Below are 15,188 nucleotides of genomic sequence, written 5' to 3' on the forward strand. Positions count from 1 at the left end.
GGGAGCGCGTCAGCGGTCGTTCTGGCAGACCGAGCAGGGGGTGAGGCCGGCCTCGTCGGCCTCGGCCCGCGTCATCGTCTCGACGCCGCCGTCGTCCACACCCTTGACGAGGGGGCAGCTGCGGTTGTGGTAGCGACGCGTTCCGACGATGACCTGCACCGGCGTTTCCCCGGCGGCGCCGCCGCCGGCACCGGACCCGCTCCGGGCCGCGTCGCCCTTGTCAGCGCCACCCTTGTCAGCGCCGCCCTTGACCGCGCCGCCCGGGCCGGACATCCGCGTCATGCCGGGACCGGGCGTGTCCGCGTCGTCAGGCGCCGTCCGCGTGGGTCCTTCTGCTCCCCGCGCGCCCCCGATAGCAGAGGAACGCGGCGCATCGGACTCGCCGGCATCGGAAGAGGACGCCTCACGAGCCTTCCCCGCGGCCGGCACATCGGCCGTGGCGGTGTTCTTCCCTGTGCTCTTCCCGGCGCTTTCCTCCGCGGCCTTGCCGACGGCAGGCCTGCCGGAGGTGGAGCCGGCCGAGGCCGCGAATCCGGCGCGCCCGGATTCGCGGGTCTCTGCCGGCTCCACCGGCTTTCCTGTCCCCGTACGCGGGGACGTGGGAGCACCCTCCACGCGGGACGCGGCTTTCGCGTCAGCGCCGGAGTCGCCCTGGTCGTCACGGGCATGGTCGTCGCCGGCCTGCTCGTCCTCCGCCCGAGAGGAGGGAGCCTTCTTCGACGAGGCCGGAGCCGATGCGGGGGCCTTCTTCCCCGCCGCCGTCGCACCCGGCTCGTCGTCTCCCGACGACGGCGCGTCCTTCGCCCCCTCACCGGCGGCGCCCGTGGAGCGTGCGGGGTCCCACGGCCGGGAGGCGCCGGGCCTGAACCAGTCGTGCTCCGCGGTGTCGGTCAGGGAGTCGTCCGTCTCGTCGTCCGTCCGGCCCGACGCCGATCCTGCCGCCGGCGGAGACCAGGCCGGTGCGGACCATGACGTGGCAGAAGGCCTGGACGGCGCGGGGGATCCCGACGGCGACCCGGAAGGCGACTGCGAAGGCGACCCCGAAGACGCGGCGGAAGGCGAGGACGTCGGCTCGGCCGCGGCAGGCTCCGGCGTCTTCGAGCCGGACGACTGTGACGCGCCCCGGCCGAACCAGTCCACCGGCGTGGGCCCGTCACCATCGGTAGCGGCGTCGGCCTCGGTGGCCGTCTCGCCCGCCGGACCGGCGGATGCGTCCGTCTCGGCTGCGGCGTCGCCGTCCCCGGGCGCCTTCCGCGGCGTATCACGAGGCTCTTCCCGCGCTTCGTCGGAGGACTCGCCCTCGGACTGCTTGCCCTCGGACGGCTGCTTGTCCCCGGCCGGTGCGGACGGGCCGGCCGCGGCGGGACCGGACGCGGTGACACCCGCGGCAGCGCCTGAGACACCGGGAACGGACGACTCTGAGACGGACGACTCGGGCAGGCGTGGCCCCGGGACGCCGGGCTGAGGGAGCCGCACGACGGGCGGCTCGCGATCAGCGGACGTGGGACGGGGCGGTTCCTGGCCGGTCGTGCCGGAGGTCCCGGCTGGAGGCGTGATGGTCGGCGTGGCGGTCGTGGGAGCGGCTTCGGCGCGCAGGCTCTCGTCACGGACCGCGTCGTCGCGGAGTGCGGGTTCCTCCGGCCCCACCGTACGGGCGGAGGTCTCGGGGAGGCAGGTGGTGCAGGGGGTGAAGCCCTCCTCGCGGGCCTCCTCGTGCGTGAGCTCCTCGGTCTCACGCCCGGCGAGCTGTCGGCACGTGGCCAGGTGGAAACGCTTGCGTCCCGGGATCACGAGAACGATCGCGTCGGGGGCGAGGCCGCGCCCGACGCCGGCCGGCGGCCGCGTGATCGGTGCCGTCGGCTGAGGGGGCGAAGAGGGGAAGGTCTGGGGGGGCGGAGACGGGAAGGCCTGCGGGGGCAGTGCCCCGTGATGCGTGACCGGCGGTGCCGCCACCATGGGCGTCGCCACCGGATGCGCCGGTGCCCCGGCGAGGGCTCCGCCGTACGCCCCGCTCACGGCACCGACGTGCGCGAGCTGGGGCACGGACGAACCCTGGGGGGTGGGGGCCGTTCCTTCGGCGGCGGCACGCCCGCCGGCCGGGAACAGCTCGTGGCGCCTCAGCAGTGCCCCGATCAGCAGACAGACCGCCGACAGCACGCTGACGACGATCGACCACATCACTAGAAGGGGCGTCCCCAGCACGACACCTGCGATGAGCAGGACGATTGCGGCGAGGACCAGGGCGGCACTGATGAGGATCACGGGGGGTTCTCCGAGCTACCGGGTCCCTGCGGGGACCCGTCACTACTTACCGGCGGTCGTTGTGGGGGCCGTCGGGTCCGGGGAAGGCGCCGGAGTGCTGCGCGGGCTCCTGGCCGAACGGGTTGGGGGCGGCGGTCATCTGCTGGGGAGCGGGGGCGACGGCGTGGGCCATGGCCGGGGCGGCGCCCACGATCGGGAAGCCTCCGCTGCCCTCACCCGCGACGTTCAGCTCGGCGAGCTGGTTCTCCAGGTACAGCTTGAGGCGGCTGCGGTACTCGCGCTCGAAGCTACGCAGCTCCTCGACCTTACGCTCCAGCTCGTCGCGGGTCTGCACCAGGGTGCCCATGGCCTGGCGGTGCCGCTCCTGGGCGTCGCGCTCCAGTGTCTCGGCGCGGGCGCGGGCGTCGCCGATGATCTGCTCGGCCTGGCGGCGGGCCTTGCCGAGGATGTCGTCGGCCTCGCGCCGGGCGCGGGTGACGGTCTCGTCCGCCTCGCGACGGGCGTCGGCGATCGCCTGGTCGGCCGTCTGCTGGGCGAGGGCGAGCACGCGGGCCGCGGTGTCCATGTTGTCCTCGGCGGGCGGCAGGCCCATGCCGACGGGCACCGGCTCGGGACGGGCCGGCTCCGGAGGCTTGATCGGCTCCGGCTGGGGGGCCATCATCTCGGGCTTGGGCTCGGCCACGGGGGCGGGCGCCATCTGCATGGAGCCGGGCATGCCCATGCCTCCGGGGACCTTCCCCCTGAGGCACTCGGCCAGCTTCGCGCGGAGTTCCTCGTTCTCCTGAATGAGTCGGTCCAGCTCTGCCTCGACCTCGTCGAGGAACGCGTCGACCTCCTCCTCGTCGTACCCCGGCCTCAGCCGGGTGGTACTGAACTGCTTGTTCCGCACATCGGCGGGCGTCAACGGCATTTGGGTCTCCTTGGCGCGCTTGGAGTCTGTCCGGTCGGACGGTACCCGATCAACGAAGCGCGTTCACGACTTGGATCAAGACCAAAACCACAATGAACAGCACTGTGAAGCTCAGGTCAAAGGCCACCGTACCCAACCTGAGGGGCGGAATGAAACGGCGGAGGAACTTGAGAGGCGGGTCGGTCACTGTGTAAACGACCTCCGCCAGCACCAGGACGACCCCGGTGGGCCGCCAGGCGCGGGCGAACGCCTGCACCGTATCTATGATCATTCTGCCGATCAGCAGAACCAGGAAGAGGGTCAGGGCGATGACCAAGATCTCGCTAATGATCCCCACGGTCGAGCCCCGCCTCCCCTCGGTCCAGCCGTCCCCGGGCCGCGCGGGCACCGTTCAGCCGGTCACTGTTCATGTAAGGAACTCTAGCTCTGGTTGAAGAAGCCGCGTTCCGCGATTCTGGCCTTGTCTTCGGCGGTCACCTCAACGTTGGCGGGGGACAACAGGAACACCTTGTTGGTAACACGTTCGATGCTGCCGTGTAGGCCAAAGACGAGACCTGCCGCGAAATCGACAAGGCGCTTGGCGTCGCTGTCGACCATCTCTGTCAGATTCATGATGACCGGTGTGCCCTCGCGGAAGTGCTCGCCGATCGTCCGCGCCTCGTTGTACGTGCGGGGATGCAGGGTGGTGATGCGCGCCAGATCGGTCGTACGGCGCTCCAGCACGGTTGTGGGGGGACGCGGAGCGGGGACGGCCGTCTCGGCGTCCTCCTCGCGCTCCAGAGGCTCGGCGTGCGGGACCGAGGATCCGGCGAAGCCGCGCCGCGGCGACTCGTACTCCTCGTCGCCGTACTCCTCGTCGGTACCGTACTCTGCCGCGTACCTGTCTTCGTAGCGGTCGTCCTCCACGAGACCGAGGTAGACCGCCATCTTGCGCATCGCGCCGGCCATCGCTCGTCGTCCTCCGCGTTACTGGTGCCTTCAAGGTCCCTTCGGAAGGCCAGGGCGGTAGCCGTACCCCCCTTGGAGCTCACCGCTGATCGACCTCTACCTGTGCGCGGACACCATGGTCCACTTGGGGGACATTACCTGACGAAGGGCTTTCTGCGGCCGAGCAACGCCGTACCGACTCGCAGGTGTGTCGCGCCGTTCGCCACGGCCTGGGGGATGTCTCCACTCATCCCGGCCGATATCACATCGGCGGCGGGATGATCCTCCCGGACGCGCCCGGCGACGGCCCGCAGCCGGGCGAACGCGGCGGCCGGGTCCTCCCCCAGCGGAGCGACCGCCATGACCCCCCGCAGCCGCAGCCCCTCCGCCTTCGCGACGAGCGCGGCGAGCGCCGGCACCTCCTCCGGCACGGCGCCGCCCCGTCCCGCCCCGCCGTCCAGTGCGACCTGCACCAGGCAGTCCACCTCGCGCCCGGCGCGTGCGGCCTCGCGGCTGAGCGCGTCCACCAGGCGGGGACGGTCCACCGAGTGGACCATGTGGGCGTAGGAGACGACCGACCGGACCTTGTTGGTCTGTAACTGACCGATGAAGTGCCACGTCAGGCCGAGACCGGCGCACTCGGCCGCCTTGGTCGCGGCCTCCTGGTCGCGGTTCTCGCCGACGTGCGACACGCCCAGCTCCGAGAGCAGCCGCACGTCGGAGGCCGGGTAGGTCTTCGTCACGGCGATCAGCGTGATCTCCGACCGCGACCGGCCGGCGGCCCGGCAGGCGTCCTCGACGTGCCGCTCGACCTCGGCCAGAGCGGCCGCCAGCTCCTCGCGCCGGTCACCCACGGACCGCGACCCCGGTTGCGAGGGTCACTTGAGGAAGTCCGGCACGTCGAGCTCCTCCTCCTGCTCCTCGAAGATCACGCGAGGCCGGGGAGCCGGCTGCGCGGTCCGCGAGGTGATCGGGGTCGGCGGCTCGGGCGTGGGCCGCGGGATCGACACCGGGCCGGTGGCACCCTGGTCGCGCCCGCCGTCGGCCTGCGCGTCCCGCGGGAACGGCGTGACCGCCTCGGCCTGCTGCGCCTGCGGCACGGGCGCGGCCTGCTGGACCGGCTGGCTCGCGGGCTGGGCCGGCGGCGGCACCGGGTTCACCGGGACCTGGTTCACCGGGGCCTGGTTCACCGGCAGCTGGTTCACCGGCTGCGCGGAGGCGGGCGCGGGCTGCGCGCTCACCGGCCGGACGGGCGGCTGGGCCGGCTCCGGGCGCGGCTCCGGCTTGACCGGGGCGGGCGCGGGACGGGCCGCGGGCGCGGCCGGCGCCGGACGGGCCTGCTGGGGCCGCGACAGCGGCGCGGCCACCGACTTGGCCGGTTCCGGCTCGTCGAACCCGGCCGCGATGACCGTCACCCGCACCTCGTCGCCGAGCGCGTCGTCGATGACCGTGCCGAAGATGATGTTGGCGTCGGGCGCGGCGGCGTTGCTGACGAGCTGGGCCGCCTCGTTGATCTCGAACAGGCCCAGGTCGGAGCCGCCCGCGATGGACAGCAGCACGCCGTGGGCGCCGTCGATGCTCGCCTCCAGCAGCGGGCTGGAGACCGCCATCTCCGCGGCGGCGACCGAACGGTCGTCGCCCCTGGCGTGGCCGATCCCCATGAGGGCGGAGCCCGCGCCGGACATGACCGACTTCACGTCGGCGAAGTCCAGGTTGATCAGACCGGGGGTGGTGATGAGGTCGGTGATGCCCTGCACACCGGACAGCAGCACCTGATCCGCGGCCTTGAACGCGTCGAGCACGCTCACCTGGCGGTCGGAGATCGACAGCAGCCGGTCGTTCGGAATGACGATCAGCGTGTCGACCTCCTCGCGGAGGGTCTCGATGCCGGCCTCGGCCTGCATGGCCCGGCGCTTGCCCTCGAAGCTGAAGGGCCGGGTGACGACGCCTATCGTGAGCGCGCCGAGCGAGCGGGCGATGCTGGCCACGACCGGCGCGCCGCCGGTCCCGGTGCCGCCGCCCTCGCCCGCGGTCACGAAGACCATGTCGGCGCCCTTGATGACCTCCTCGATCTCCTCCCGGTGGTCCTCGGCGGCCTTGCGGCCCACCTCCGGGTTGGCGCCCGCACCGAGGCCCCGGGTGAGCTCGCGCCCCACGTCGAGCTTCACGTCGGCGTCACTCATCAGCAGCGCCTGGGCGTCAGTGTTTATGGCGATGAACTCGACGCCCTTGAGTCCCTCCTCGATCATCCGGTTGACGGCGTTCACTCCGCCGCCGCCGATGCCGACGACCTTGATGACCGCGAGGTAGTTCTGCGGTGCTGCCACGACGAGGGGCCTTTCCGCTCGTTTGCGTTTCATGCGGGCAGGGCCCGCCGTCTTCTGAACTCTCACCCTCAAGTTGAGATTTAGAGTTATGTCAACCTGAGGATTGATACGGACAGTAGGGTTGCCCGTCCCCCAGGGTCAACTAACCGCGCCGCAAGGCCGTCCGGCGTGTCGCGCGCTGTCCTTTTCGCACGATGCCCCGCTCCGGGGCGGGCCCCGATCATGCGCTCACGGTCCGTGAGATATCTCACTTGACCGTCACCACCTGCGGCGAGCTGACATCGTAGCTGCTTCCGGGCTTGGCGAGGGCGGCGAGCAGGACACGCCCCTTCTGCGCCGAGTGCCCCGCGTCTCCCCAAACGACCGTCCGGCCGTCCGTGAGTTTGAGCGTTATCGACCGGGGCGAGGGGACGCGCAGCTCCCGCAGCCGCTCCAGAACGCTCTCCGGCAGCGCCTGCAGCACGGTGAGCCCTGCCCTGGTGGCGGGGTCGTCCATGGCGGCCCGCTGGACGCGCAGCACCGGCAGCCGCGGCGGGGCCACGGTGACCTGCTGCAGGACGACCCCGTACCGGTCGATCACCGCGGTCGTCGCGCCCATGGGCACGGCGGCGGCGGGGACGCGCTCGACCACGCTGATGCGCAGCGTTCCCGGCCAGCCGCGGTCGACCGCGGCCGACTCGACCGCGCGCATCGCCCGCAGCCGCCGTTCCACCTCGGCGAGGTCCACGGTGGCGAGCGGGGTGCCCGTGCGCACCGCGGCGGCCTGGCGCAGCTGTTCCGCGGGAATCCGGCTGTTTCCGGTGATCTCGACCTCACGCACGCCGAGGACGGGTGAGAAGAACACGACCCACGTGGCGACGCCCACCACCCCGCCGGTCAGCAGCGTGGCGAGGGCCGAACGCCGGACGGCCCGCCTCACCGGTCCCCCACGCTCCGGATCACTGCCCGGATCACTGGGCGAATCACTGGGCGGACAGCTCCGCGACGATCTTCGGGCCGAGTTCCGTCACGTCTCCCGCGCCCATCGTGAGCACGATGTCCCCGGCGCGGGCCCGCCCGGCGACGAGCGCCGGCACGGCCTGCCGCTCGGGCGCGTAGACGATCCGCTCGGCGGGAAGCGGGATCTTCCCGGCGACGAGCGCGCCGGAGACCCCGGGCTCGGGGTCCTCGCGCGCGCCGTACACGTCCAGCACGATCACCTCGTCGGCGAGGCCGAGCGCGGCGCCGAACTCGTCGGCGAAGAACCGGGTGCGCGAGTACAGGTGCGGCTGGAAGACCGCGATGACCCGGCCGTCGCCCGCGACGACGTCGCGGGCGGCACGCAGGTCCGCGGTCAGCTCGGTCGGGTGATGGGCGTAGCTGTCGAAGACCGTCACACCCGCGGCCTCGCCCTTGGACTCGAACCGCCGTTTGGCCCCGGTGAAGGCGGCCAGGCCCTCCTTGACGTCGTCGAAGCGCAGGCCGAGGTGGAGCGCCACGGCGATCACCGCGGTCGCGTTGAGCGCGTTGTGCCGGCCCGGCACGGCGAGGCGGACCTCGCCCCGTCCGGGTCCTCCCGGCGCGGCGGGGCCGAGCTCCACGTCGAACTCCACCCCGAGCCCCCGCGGCACGATGCCGGTCGTGCGCAGGTCGGCGCCCACGCTCTCGCCGTACGTGACGACGGTGAGGCCGCGCTCACGGGCGACCGGCACGAGGGCGGCGGCGCCCGGGTCGTCGGCGCAGACCACGAGCAGCGACCCGATCCGCTCGACGAAGCGGGCGAAGCTGTCGTGCACGGCCTGTGGGTCTCCGTAGTTGTCGAGGTGGTCGGCCTCGACGTTGGTCACCACGGCGATGCCCGGCGCGAGCATGAGGAACGAGCCGTCGCTCTCGTCGGCCTCCGCCACGAACACCTCGCCCGCGCCGTCGTCGGCGCCGAGGCCGGTCGTCACGAGCTGGCCCCCGACGCAGTACGACGGGTCCTCGCCGCACTTCTGCAACGCCACGGTCAGCATCGAGGTGGTCGTGGTCTTGCCGTGCGTGCCGGCGACGGCGATGCCGGTGCGGCCGGTCATGACCGACGCCAGCGCGGCCGCGCGCGGGATCACCCGCAGGTTCTGCCGCAGCGCCTCCCCCAGCTCGGGGTTGGAGTCGCGGATCGCGGTGGACACCACGACCGTGTCGACGTCCCTGATGTGGGAGGCCGCGTGGCCGACGTGGATGACGGCGCCCAGCTCGCGCAGCTCGGTCAGCAGGTCGGAGGGCCGCGCGTCGCTGCCCGACACCGGCACGCCCCGCTTGAGCAGGATCCGGGCGATGCCGGACATCCCGGCGCCACCGACGCCGATGAAGTGCACCCGCCCCAGGTCGGCCGCCGGGACGGGATCCACGAGCTTGACGAGACTCATCGGTGAGCGATCTCCAACACCTTGCGGGCGAGCGCCACGTCGGCGTCCTTGCGGCCCATCCGGGATGCGGCCTCGGACATCGCGACCACGCGCTCGGGGTCGTTCAGGATCGGCAGCAGCGTCTGGACGATCCAGGCCGCCGACAGGTTCGCGTCGTCGACCATCAGGCCGCCCCCGGCCCGCACGATGGGCTCGGCGTTGAGGCGCTGCTCGCCGTTGCCGTGCGGCAGCGGCACGAACGCCGCGGGCAGCCCCACGGCGGTGAGCTCGGCGCAGGTCATGGCGCCCGCGCGGGACAGCACGAGGTCGGCCGCGGCGTAGGCGAGGTCCATGCGGTCGACGTACGGCAGGATCACGTACTGCGGGTCGCCCGGCGGGGGTTCCACCTCGACGGTGTTCTTGGGCCCGATCACGTGCAGCACCTGGACGCCCGCCGCCCGCAGGTAGGGCGCGGCCTCCAGCGCCGCCTGGTTGACGGAACGGGCGCCCTGCGAGCCGCCGAACACGAGCAGCGTCACCCGGTCGGGCTCCAGCCCGAAGTACGACCGCGCCTTGTCGCCCATCGACAGGCGGTCCATCGTGCTGATCTCGCGGCGCAGCGGGATGCCGATGTACTCGGCGTTCGGGAGCACCGCGTCCGGATGGCCGGTGAAGACGCGCTCGGTGAGGCGGGCGCCGAGGCGGTTCGCCAGACCGGGCCTGGGGTTGGCCTCGTGGACCACGATCGGCACGCCACGCCGCCGGGCGCCGAGATAGCCGGGCGTGGCGACGTATCCGCCGAAACCGACCAAAACGTCCGCTCCGACCTTGTCGAGGATGCTCGCCGCGCTGCCGATGGCCCCGGCGAGGCGGCCCGGCACGGTGAGGAGCTGAGGGCTGAGCGATCGGGGCAGCGGCACGGCAGGCACGAGTTCGAGCTCGTAGCCCCGGGCGGGCACCAGGCGGGTCTCCAGGCCGCGCTCGGTGCCGAGGCAGGTGATGCCGATCCCCGGGTCGAGCCGGCGAAGCGCGTCGGCCAGCGCGAGCGCCGGCTCGATATGGCCGGCCGTCCCGCCGCCGGCGAGGACCACCCTCATGTCACTCCCTGTCTTCGCGGATGTTCTCGCGGATGCTCTCGCGGGTTCTCCCGCGTCCGTTCCTCCGTCGTTCCTCTTCGCGCCGTCCGTGGCCGTGCCGGCTGTGGGGCCGCCTGCCGCCGGGCCGATGCCCGCGAGGACGCGGGCCGCCGCCCGGCGCGGCCGTTCAGGCCAAGCCAGCTTAGAGCCCGCGCGGCCGGTCCCGGGCCACGGGCGGCCAGCGCCTCGGCCGCTCCGGGCTCCCGTTTGGCGAACGACACCAGCATGCCGAGCGCGGCGAGCGTCGGCAGCAGCGCCGATCCGCCGTACGACACCAGGGGCAGCGGGATGCCGGTGACCGGGAAGACCCCGATGACCGCGCCGATGTTGACGACGGCCTGCCCGGCGATCCAGGCGGTGACGGCGGCGGCCGACAGCCGGATGAAGGGGTCCTTCGTCCGCATGGCGATGCGCAGCCCGGCGTACCCGAGCAGGCCGAACAGCGCGACCACCACGAGCGTCCCCATCAGCCCGAGCTCCTCGCCCAGGATGGAGAAGATGAAGTCGCTTTCCGCGTGCGGAACGTAGTTCCACTTCTGCCGGCCCGCGCCGAGCCCCAGGCCGAACCAGCCGCCCGAGCCGATCGCCATCAGCCCCTGGGCGGACTGGAACCCCTCGTCCTGCGCGGTCTCCCACACGTGCATGAAGCCGGTGAGGCGGCCGAGCCGGTAGGGCTCGACGATGATCATAGTGGCGGTCGCCAGCGCGAGCAGCGCGAGCATCCCGCCGAACAACCGCACGGGCGCGCCGACCACCCACAGCAGCGCCAGGAAGATCATCATGAGCACGAGCGTCGTGCCGAGGTCGCGTCCCAGCATGACCAGGACGGCCAGCAGGGCCACCCCCGGCATCAGCGGGATCAGCAGCTTGCGCCACTCGATGCGGCCGGCGCGCGCCCGCGTCGCGAGCAGGTCGGCGCCCCACAGCACCAGGGCCAGCTTCGCCGGCTCCGACGGCTGGACCGAGAACGGGCCGATGACGATCCACCGCTGGGCGCCCAGCACCTCCTGGCCGAGGAAGATGACCATCAGCAGGCCGAGGATCGCCAGGCCCATCAGCGGATAGCCGGCCAGGCGGAAGAACCGCTGCGGCAGCCGGGAGCAGACCCACATCAGCGGGAGCCCGATCGCCACCGATGTGACCTGCTTGAGGAACCAGTAGAACGGGTCACCGGTTTCCTGCAGTGCCGCGATGCTCGACGCCGACAGCACCATCATCAGCCCGAGCGCCAGCAGCAGCGCGCTGCAGCCGAGCACCAGGTGGTAGGACGTCAGCGGGCGGCCGAGCAGCTCGCGAAGCGCGGCGAGCTGGTTGGCGGCCCAGCCGAGGGGCTCGGGCCCCCCACGCTCGGATGCCTGACGCTCGGGTCCCTGGCGATCCGCCTTCGGCGCGGCCGCGGCACCGGCGGGGCCGGTCGCCGGGCCCGTCCCCGGGCCCGTCACCGGGCCGCCAGCCGCTGCACGGCTCGGGCGAAGGCCTCCCCACGTGCTCCGTATCCGGCGAACATGTCCAGCGACGCCCCCGCGGGGGCGAGCAACACGGTGTCACCCGGGGTGGCGAGCCGGGCTGCTTCGGCGACGACACGGTCCATGACCCCAGTGTCTTGCCCCGGCACGTCCACGACGGGGACATTCGCGGCGTGTCGCGCCAATGCGCGGCGGATCACATCCCGATCGGCCCCCAGCAGCACCGCGCCGCGCAGCCTGGGCGCGGCCTGCCGTACGAGGTCGTCGACGTCGGCGCCCTTGAGCTGACCGCCCGCGACCCACACGACGGACCCGTAGGCGGCCAGCGACGCGGCGGCCGCATGCGGGTTGGTGGCCTTGGAATCGTCCACGTAGTCGACCTCGCCGACCCGGGCCACGTGCGCGATCCGGTGCGGGTCGGGCGTGAACTCCCGCAGGCCGCGCCGTACGGCCTCGGGCGGCACGCCGTGCGCGCGGGCCAGCGCGGCGGCGGCGAGCGCGTTGGCGACGTTGTGCGGCGCGAAGGGGCGCACGTCCTCCAGCGAGGCGAGCTCCTCCGCCGAGGTCACCGGGTCGGCCACGAAGGCCCTGTCGACCAGCAGGTCCTCCACGACCCCGAGCTGCCCGGGCCGGGGCACGGCGAGCGTGAAGCCCACCCGGGAGGCGTACGGCTCGGCGAGGCGGGACGACCACGCGTCGTCGGCGTTGTAGACCACCGTCCCCGCTCCCGCGTAGACCCGCGCCTTGGCCGCGGCGTACTCCTCCATCGAGCCGTGCCAGTCGATGTGGTCGGGCGCCACGTTGAGCACGGCCGCCGCGAGCGGGGCCAGGGTCGACGACCAGTGGAGCTGGAAGCTCGACAGCTCCACCGCCAGCACGTCGTACGGCCCGTCGACGGCCTCGACGATGGGGACGCCGACGTTGCCCACGGCCACGGCCTTGTGCCCGGCGGCGGACAACATGGACGTGAGCATGCGGACGGCGGTGGTCTTGCCGTTGGTGCCGGTCAGCGCCAGCCAGGGGGCCGCGGACTCCGGCCGCAGCCGCCAGGCCAGCTCGACCTCCCCGATGACCTCGACGCCCGCGTCCACCGCGGCGGCGAGCAGCGGATGGGTGGGACGCCAGCCCGGCGAGGTGACCAGGAGCGAGGTCCCGGCGGGCAGGGCGGGCTCGCCGAAGCGCACCTCCACACCCAGCCCGGCCAGCTCGGCCGCCGACGCGCGCTGCCGCTCGCCGTCCGCGGCCTCCAGCACCGTCACGCGCTCGCCGCGCGCCGCCAGGGCCCGCGCCGCGGCGGCGCCCGACACGCCGAGACCGGCGACGACGACGTTCACTGTTTCGGCATCCATTCGAGGTAGAACAGTCCGAGACCGGCGGCCACGCACAACGCGGCGATCAGCCAGAAGCGCACCACGATCGTCGTCTCGGCCCAGCCCGACAGCTCGAAGTGATGCTGGAGCGGCGCCATCCGGAAGACCCGTCTGCGGGTCAGTTTGAAGGACCCGACCTGGATGATGACCGACATCGTGATGATAGCGAAAAGGCCGCCCAGGATGACGAGCAGAAGCTGGGTCCGGGTGGTGAAGGCCAGACCGGCGATCACGCCGCCGAGGGCCAGCGAGCCGGTGTCACCCATGAAGATCTTGGCCGGCGGGGCGTTCCACCACAGGAAGCCCAGGCAGGCGCCGAGCACCGCCGCCGCGACCACCGCCAGGTCGAGGGGATCTCTCACCCAGTAGCAGTTGGGGCCGAAGCCGACCGTCGTGCAGCTGTTGCGCAGCTGCCAGTTGCCGATCAGCACGTACGCCGCGAGGACCAGGCAGGTGGCGCCGGAGGCCAGGCCGTCGAGCCCGTCGGTCAGGTTCACCGCGTTCGAGAAGCCCACGATGAAGAAGAGGACCCAGATGATGAAGCCGATGAGCCCGATGGACGGGCCGATGTCCCGCAGGAACGACACGTGCGTGTCGGCCGGGGTGACGGCGTAGGCGTTGGGGAACCGCAGCACCAGCACCGCGAAGATCGCGCCGATCACCAGCTGCCCGCCGGCCTTGGCGCCGCTGCGCAGGCCCAGGCTGCGCTGCTTGTAGATCTTGATGAAGTCGTCGAGGAAGCCGACCGCGCCGAGGCCCGTCATCAGGAACAGCACCAGCAGTCCCGAGGCCGTCGGGGGGTCGCCGACCGCCGAGAAGACGGTCGCCCCGTGGGCCACGAAATAGCCGATCAGCGACGCGATGACGATCACCGTGCCGCCCATCGTGGGAGTGCCCTTCTTGTCGTAGTGTCCCGACGGGCCCTCCTCCCGGATGTTCTGGCCGTAGCCTCTGCGGGCGAACAGCCGGATGGCCAGCGGCGTGCCGACCATCGACAGGATCAGCGAGATCGCCCCCGCGATGAGGATGTTCCTCACCGGGCGTCACCTCCGAGGATCGCCTCGGCGACCCGCTCGAGTCCGGCCGCACGCGGCCCCTTCACCAGCACGACGTCGCCGGGCGCGAGCCGGTCCGACAACTCCCGCGCCGCCGCCGCGACGTCCGGCACGTGGATCGCGCCGGGCGCGCCCCGGAGCACCGGCTCGGCGTCCTCCCCCACGACGACGACCGCCTCCAGGCCCGCGCCCGCGGCCAGCCGCCCGAGGTCCTCGTTCAGCGCCGGGCCGTCCTCGCCCAGCTCGATCAGCGCGGCGATCACCGCGAACCGCCGCCGCCCCTCCCCGATCACCGCGAGGCTGCCGAAGGCCGCCCGCATGGAGTCGGGGTTGGCGTTGTAGGCGTCGTTGATCACGGTCACGCCGTCGGGCCGCTCGGTGACCTCCATGCGCCAGCGGCTGCGCGGCTCGGCCGCCGACAGCTCCTCGGCGATGGCGGCGACCGGCAGCCCCAGCTCGTGCGCGGCCGCCGCCGCGGCCAGGGCGTTCTCCACCGTGTGCCGGCCGTACAGACGCAGCCGGACCGGGGCCGTGCCGGACGGCGTGCGCAGCGTGAACGAGGCGCGGCCTGACGCGTCGAGCGTCTCGTCCTCCGCACGCACGTGCGCCTCCGGCGAGCGCCCGAAGTAGGTCACCCGCGCGCTCGTACGCCCGGCCATCGCGCGCACCAGCGGATCGTCGGCGTTGAGCACGGCGACCCCGTCGGCGGGCAGCGCCTCTACGAGCTCGCCCTTGGCCTGTGCGATCGCCTCCTTGCCGCCGAACACCCCCAGGTGCGCGGTGCCGACGTTGAGCACCACGCCGATGCGGGGCGGGGCGATCCTCGCCAGGTAGGCGATGTGGCCGATGTTGCGCGCGCTCAGCTCCAGGACCAGGAACCGGGTGGTCTCGTCGGCCTTGAGGACGGTCAGCGGGTGGCCGATCTCGTTGTTGTGGGAGCCGACGGGGGCGACCGTGGGACCGAGCCTGGCGGCGAGGCCGGCCAGCAGGTCCTTCGTCGTGGTCTTGCCCGCGGACCCGGTCACGCCGACCACGGTCGTGGCGGGCAGCTCCGACAGCACGGCCGTGGCGAGCGAGGCCAGGGCCGCGAGCGGGTCGCCCACGATCACGGCCGGCTCCTGGACGGGCCGGGTGGCGAGGACGGCGGCGGCGCCTGCGTCACAGGCCTGCGGGGCGAAGTCGTGCCCGTCGGCCCGCTCGCCCTTGATCGCCACGAACAGCGAGCCCGGTCCGGCCGCACGCGAGTCGATCACGACGGGGCCCCGGACCACGGCCGCGGGGTCGGCCGCCCCGTTCAGTTCTCCGGACGTGATCTCGGCGACCCGGGCCAGCGGCAACGGGATCATGGTTTTCCTGCTCTCTTTCGCGT

Annotated in this window: 13 protein-coding genes; all 13 read right to left on the bottom strand. The window is 72.8% G+C overall.

From position 1 onward, the window contains the following. Window positions 1–9: 9 nt before the first annotated feature. The 13 genes from AB0O28_RS06025 to murF all read right to left on the bottom strand — a co-directional run bounded on the left by AB0O28_RS06025 (window position 10) and on the right by murF (window position 15,165). The gene (locus AB0O28_RS06025) at window positions 10–2,262 is read right to left on the bottom strand and encodes a hypothetical protein (RefSeq protein ID WP_363636775.1); all 2,253 of its coding nucleotides are present in this window, start codon (window positions 2,260–2,262) and stop codon (window positions 10–12) included. Between the two features lie 46 nt (window positions 2,263–2,308). Continuing rightward, entirely contained in the window at window positions 2,309–3,172 is an 864-nt protein-coding gene (locus tag AB0O28_RS06030) for a DivIVA domain-containing protein (RefSeq protein WP_363636777.1), read from the bottom strand. A 49-nt stretch (window positions 3,173–3,221) separates the two neighbouring features. After that, entirely contained in the window at window positions 3,222–3,509 is a 288-nt protein-coding gene (locus tag AB0O28_RS06035) for a YggT family protein (RefSeq protein WP_030509057.1), read from the bottom strand. Window positions 3,510–3,592: 83 nt separating this feature from the next. Beyond that, window positions 3,593–4,120 carry a cell division protein SepF gene (gene sepF / locus AB0O28_RS06040; protein ID WP_363636779.1) on the bottom strand — a complete coding sequence of 176 codons (528 nt, stop codon included), beginning with the start codon at window positions 4,118–4,120 and terminating at the stop codon, window positions 3,593–3,595. A 134-nt stretch (window positions 4,121–4,254) separates the two neighbouring features. Beyond that, window positions 4,255–4,953 (bottom strand): YggS family pyridoxal phosphate-dependent enzyme, encoded by a 699-nt coding sequence (locus AB0O28_RS06045; RefSeq protein WP_363636781.1) that lies wholly within the window; start codon window positions 4,951–4,953, stop codon window positions 4,255–4,257. Between the two features lie 24 nt (window positions 4,954–4,977). Beyond that, window positions 4,978–6,426, bottom strand: coding sequence for a cell division protein FtsZ (gene ftsZ, locus AB0O28_RS06050; RefSeq protein ID WP_363636784.1), 1,449 nt, complete (start codon window positions 6,424–6,426; stop codon window positions 4,978–4,980). A 247-nt stretch (window positions 6,427–6,673) separates the two neighbouring features. After that, a complete protein-coding gene (locus AB0O28_RS06055; RefSeq protein ID WP_363636786.1) occupies window positions 6,674–7,345 on the bottom strand; it encodes an FtsQ-type POTRA domain-containing protein in 672 nt (223 codons plus the stop codon). 43 nt (window positions 7,346–7,388) lie between these two features. Next, window positions 7,389–8,813, bottom strand: a complete 1,425-nt coding sequence (gene murC, locus AB0O28_RS06060; protein WP_363636788.1) for a UDP-N-acetylmuramate--L-alanine ligase — start codon at window positions 8,811–8,813, stop codon at window positions 7,389–7,391. Then, a complete protein-coding gene (gene murG / locus AB0O28_RS06065; protein ID WP_363636790.1) occupies window positions 8,810–9,889 on the bottom strand; it encodes an undecaprenyldiphospho-muramoylpentapeptide beta-N-acetylglucosaminyltransferase in 1,080 nt (359 codons plus the stop codon). The genes murC and murG overlap by 4 nt, the downstream gene beginning before the upstream one ends. Next, window positions 9,886–11,370: a putative lipid II flippase FtsW gene (gene ftsW / locus AB0O28_RS06070; protein ID WP_363636795.1), complete on the bottom strand. Its 1,485-nt coding sequence runs from the start codon at window positions 11,368–11,370 to the stop codon at window positions 9,886–9,888. Before ftsW ends, murG begins: the two co-directional genes overlap by 4 nt. After that, window positions 11,367–12,743 (bottom strand): UDP-N-acetylmuramoyl-L-alanine--D-glutamate ligase, encoded by a 1,377-nt coding sequence (gene murD, locus AB0O28_RS06075; RefSeq protein ID WP_363636797.1) that lies wholly within the window; start codon window positions 12,741–12,743, stop codon window positions 11,367–11,369. Before murD ends, ftsW begins: the two co-directional genes overlap by 4 nt. Then, a complete protein-coding gene (gene mraY / locus AB0O28_RS06080) occupies window positions 12,725–13,801 on the bottom strand; it encodes a phospho-N-acetylmuramoyl-pentapeptide-transferase (protein ID WP_363636799.1) in 1,077 nt (358 codons plus the stop codon). The genes murD and mraY overlap by 19 nt, the downstream gene beginning before the upstream one ends. After that, a complete protein-coding gene (gene murF / locus AB0O28_RS06085; protein ID WP_363636802.1) occupies window positions 13,798–15,165 on the bottom strand; it encodes a UDP-N-acetylmuramoyl-tripeptide--D-alanyl-D-alanine ligase in 1,368 nt (455 codons plus the stop codon). Before murF ends, mraY begins: the two co-directional genes overlap by 4 nt. Window positions 15,166–15,188: the final 23 nt, after the last annotated feature.

This window comes from Microbispora sp. NPDC088329 (assembly GCF_040685655.1).
GTDB lineage: Bacteria > Actinomycetota > Actinomycetes > Streptosporangiales > Streptosporangiaceae > Microbispora.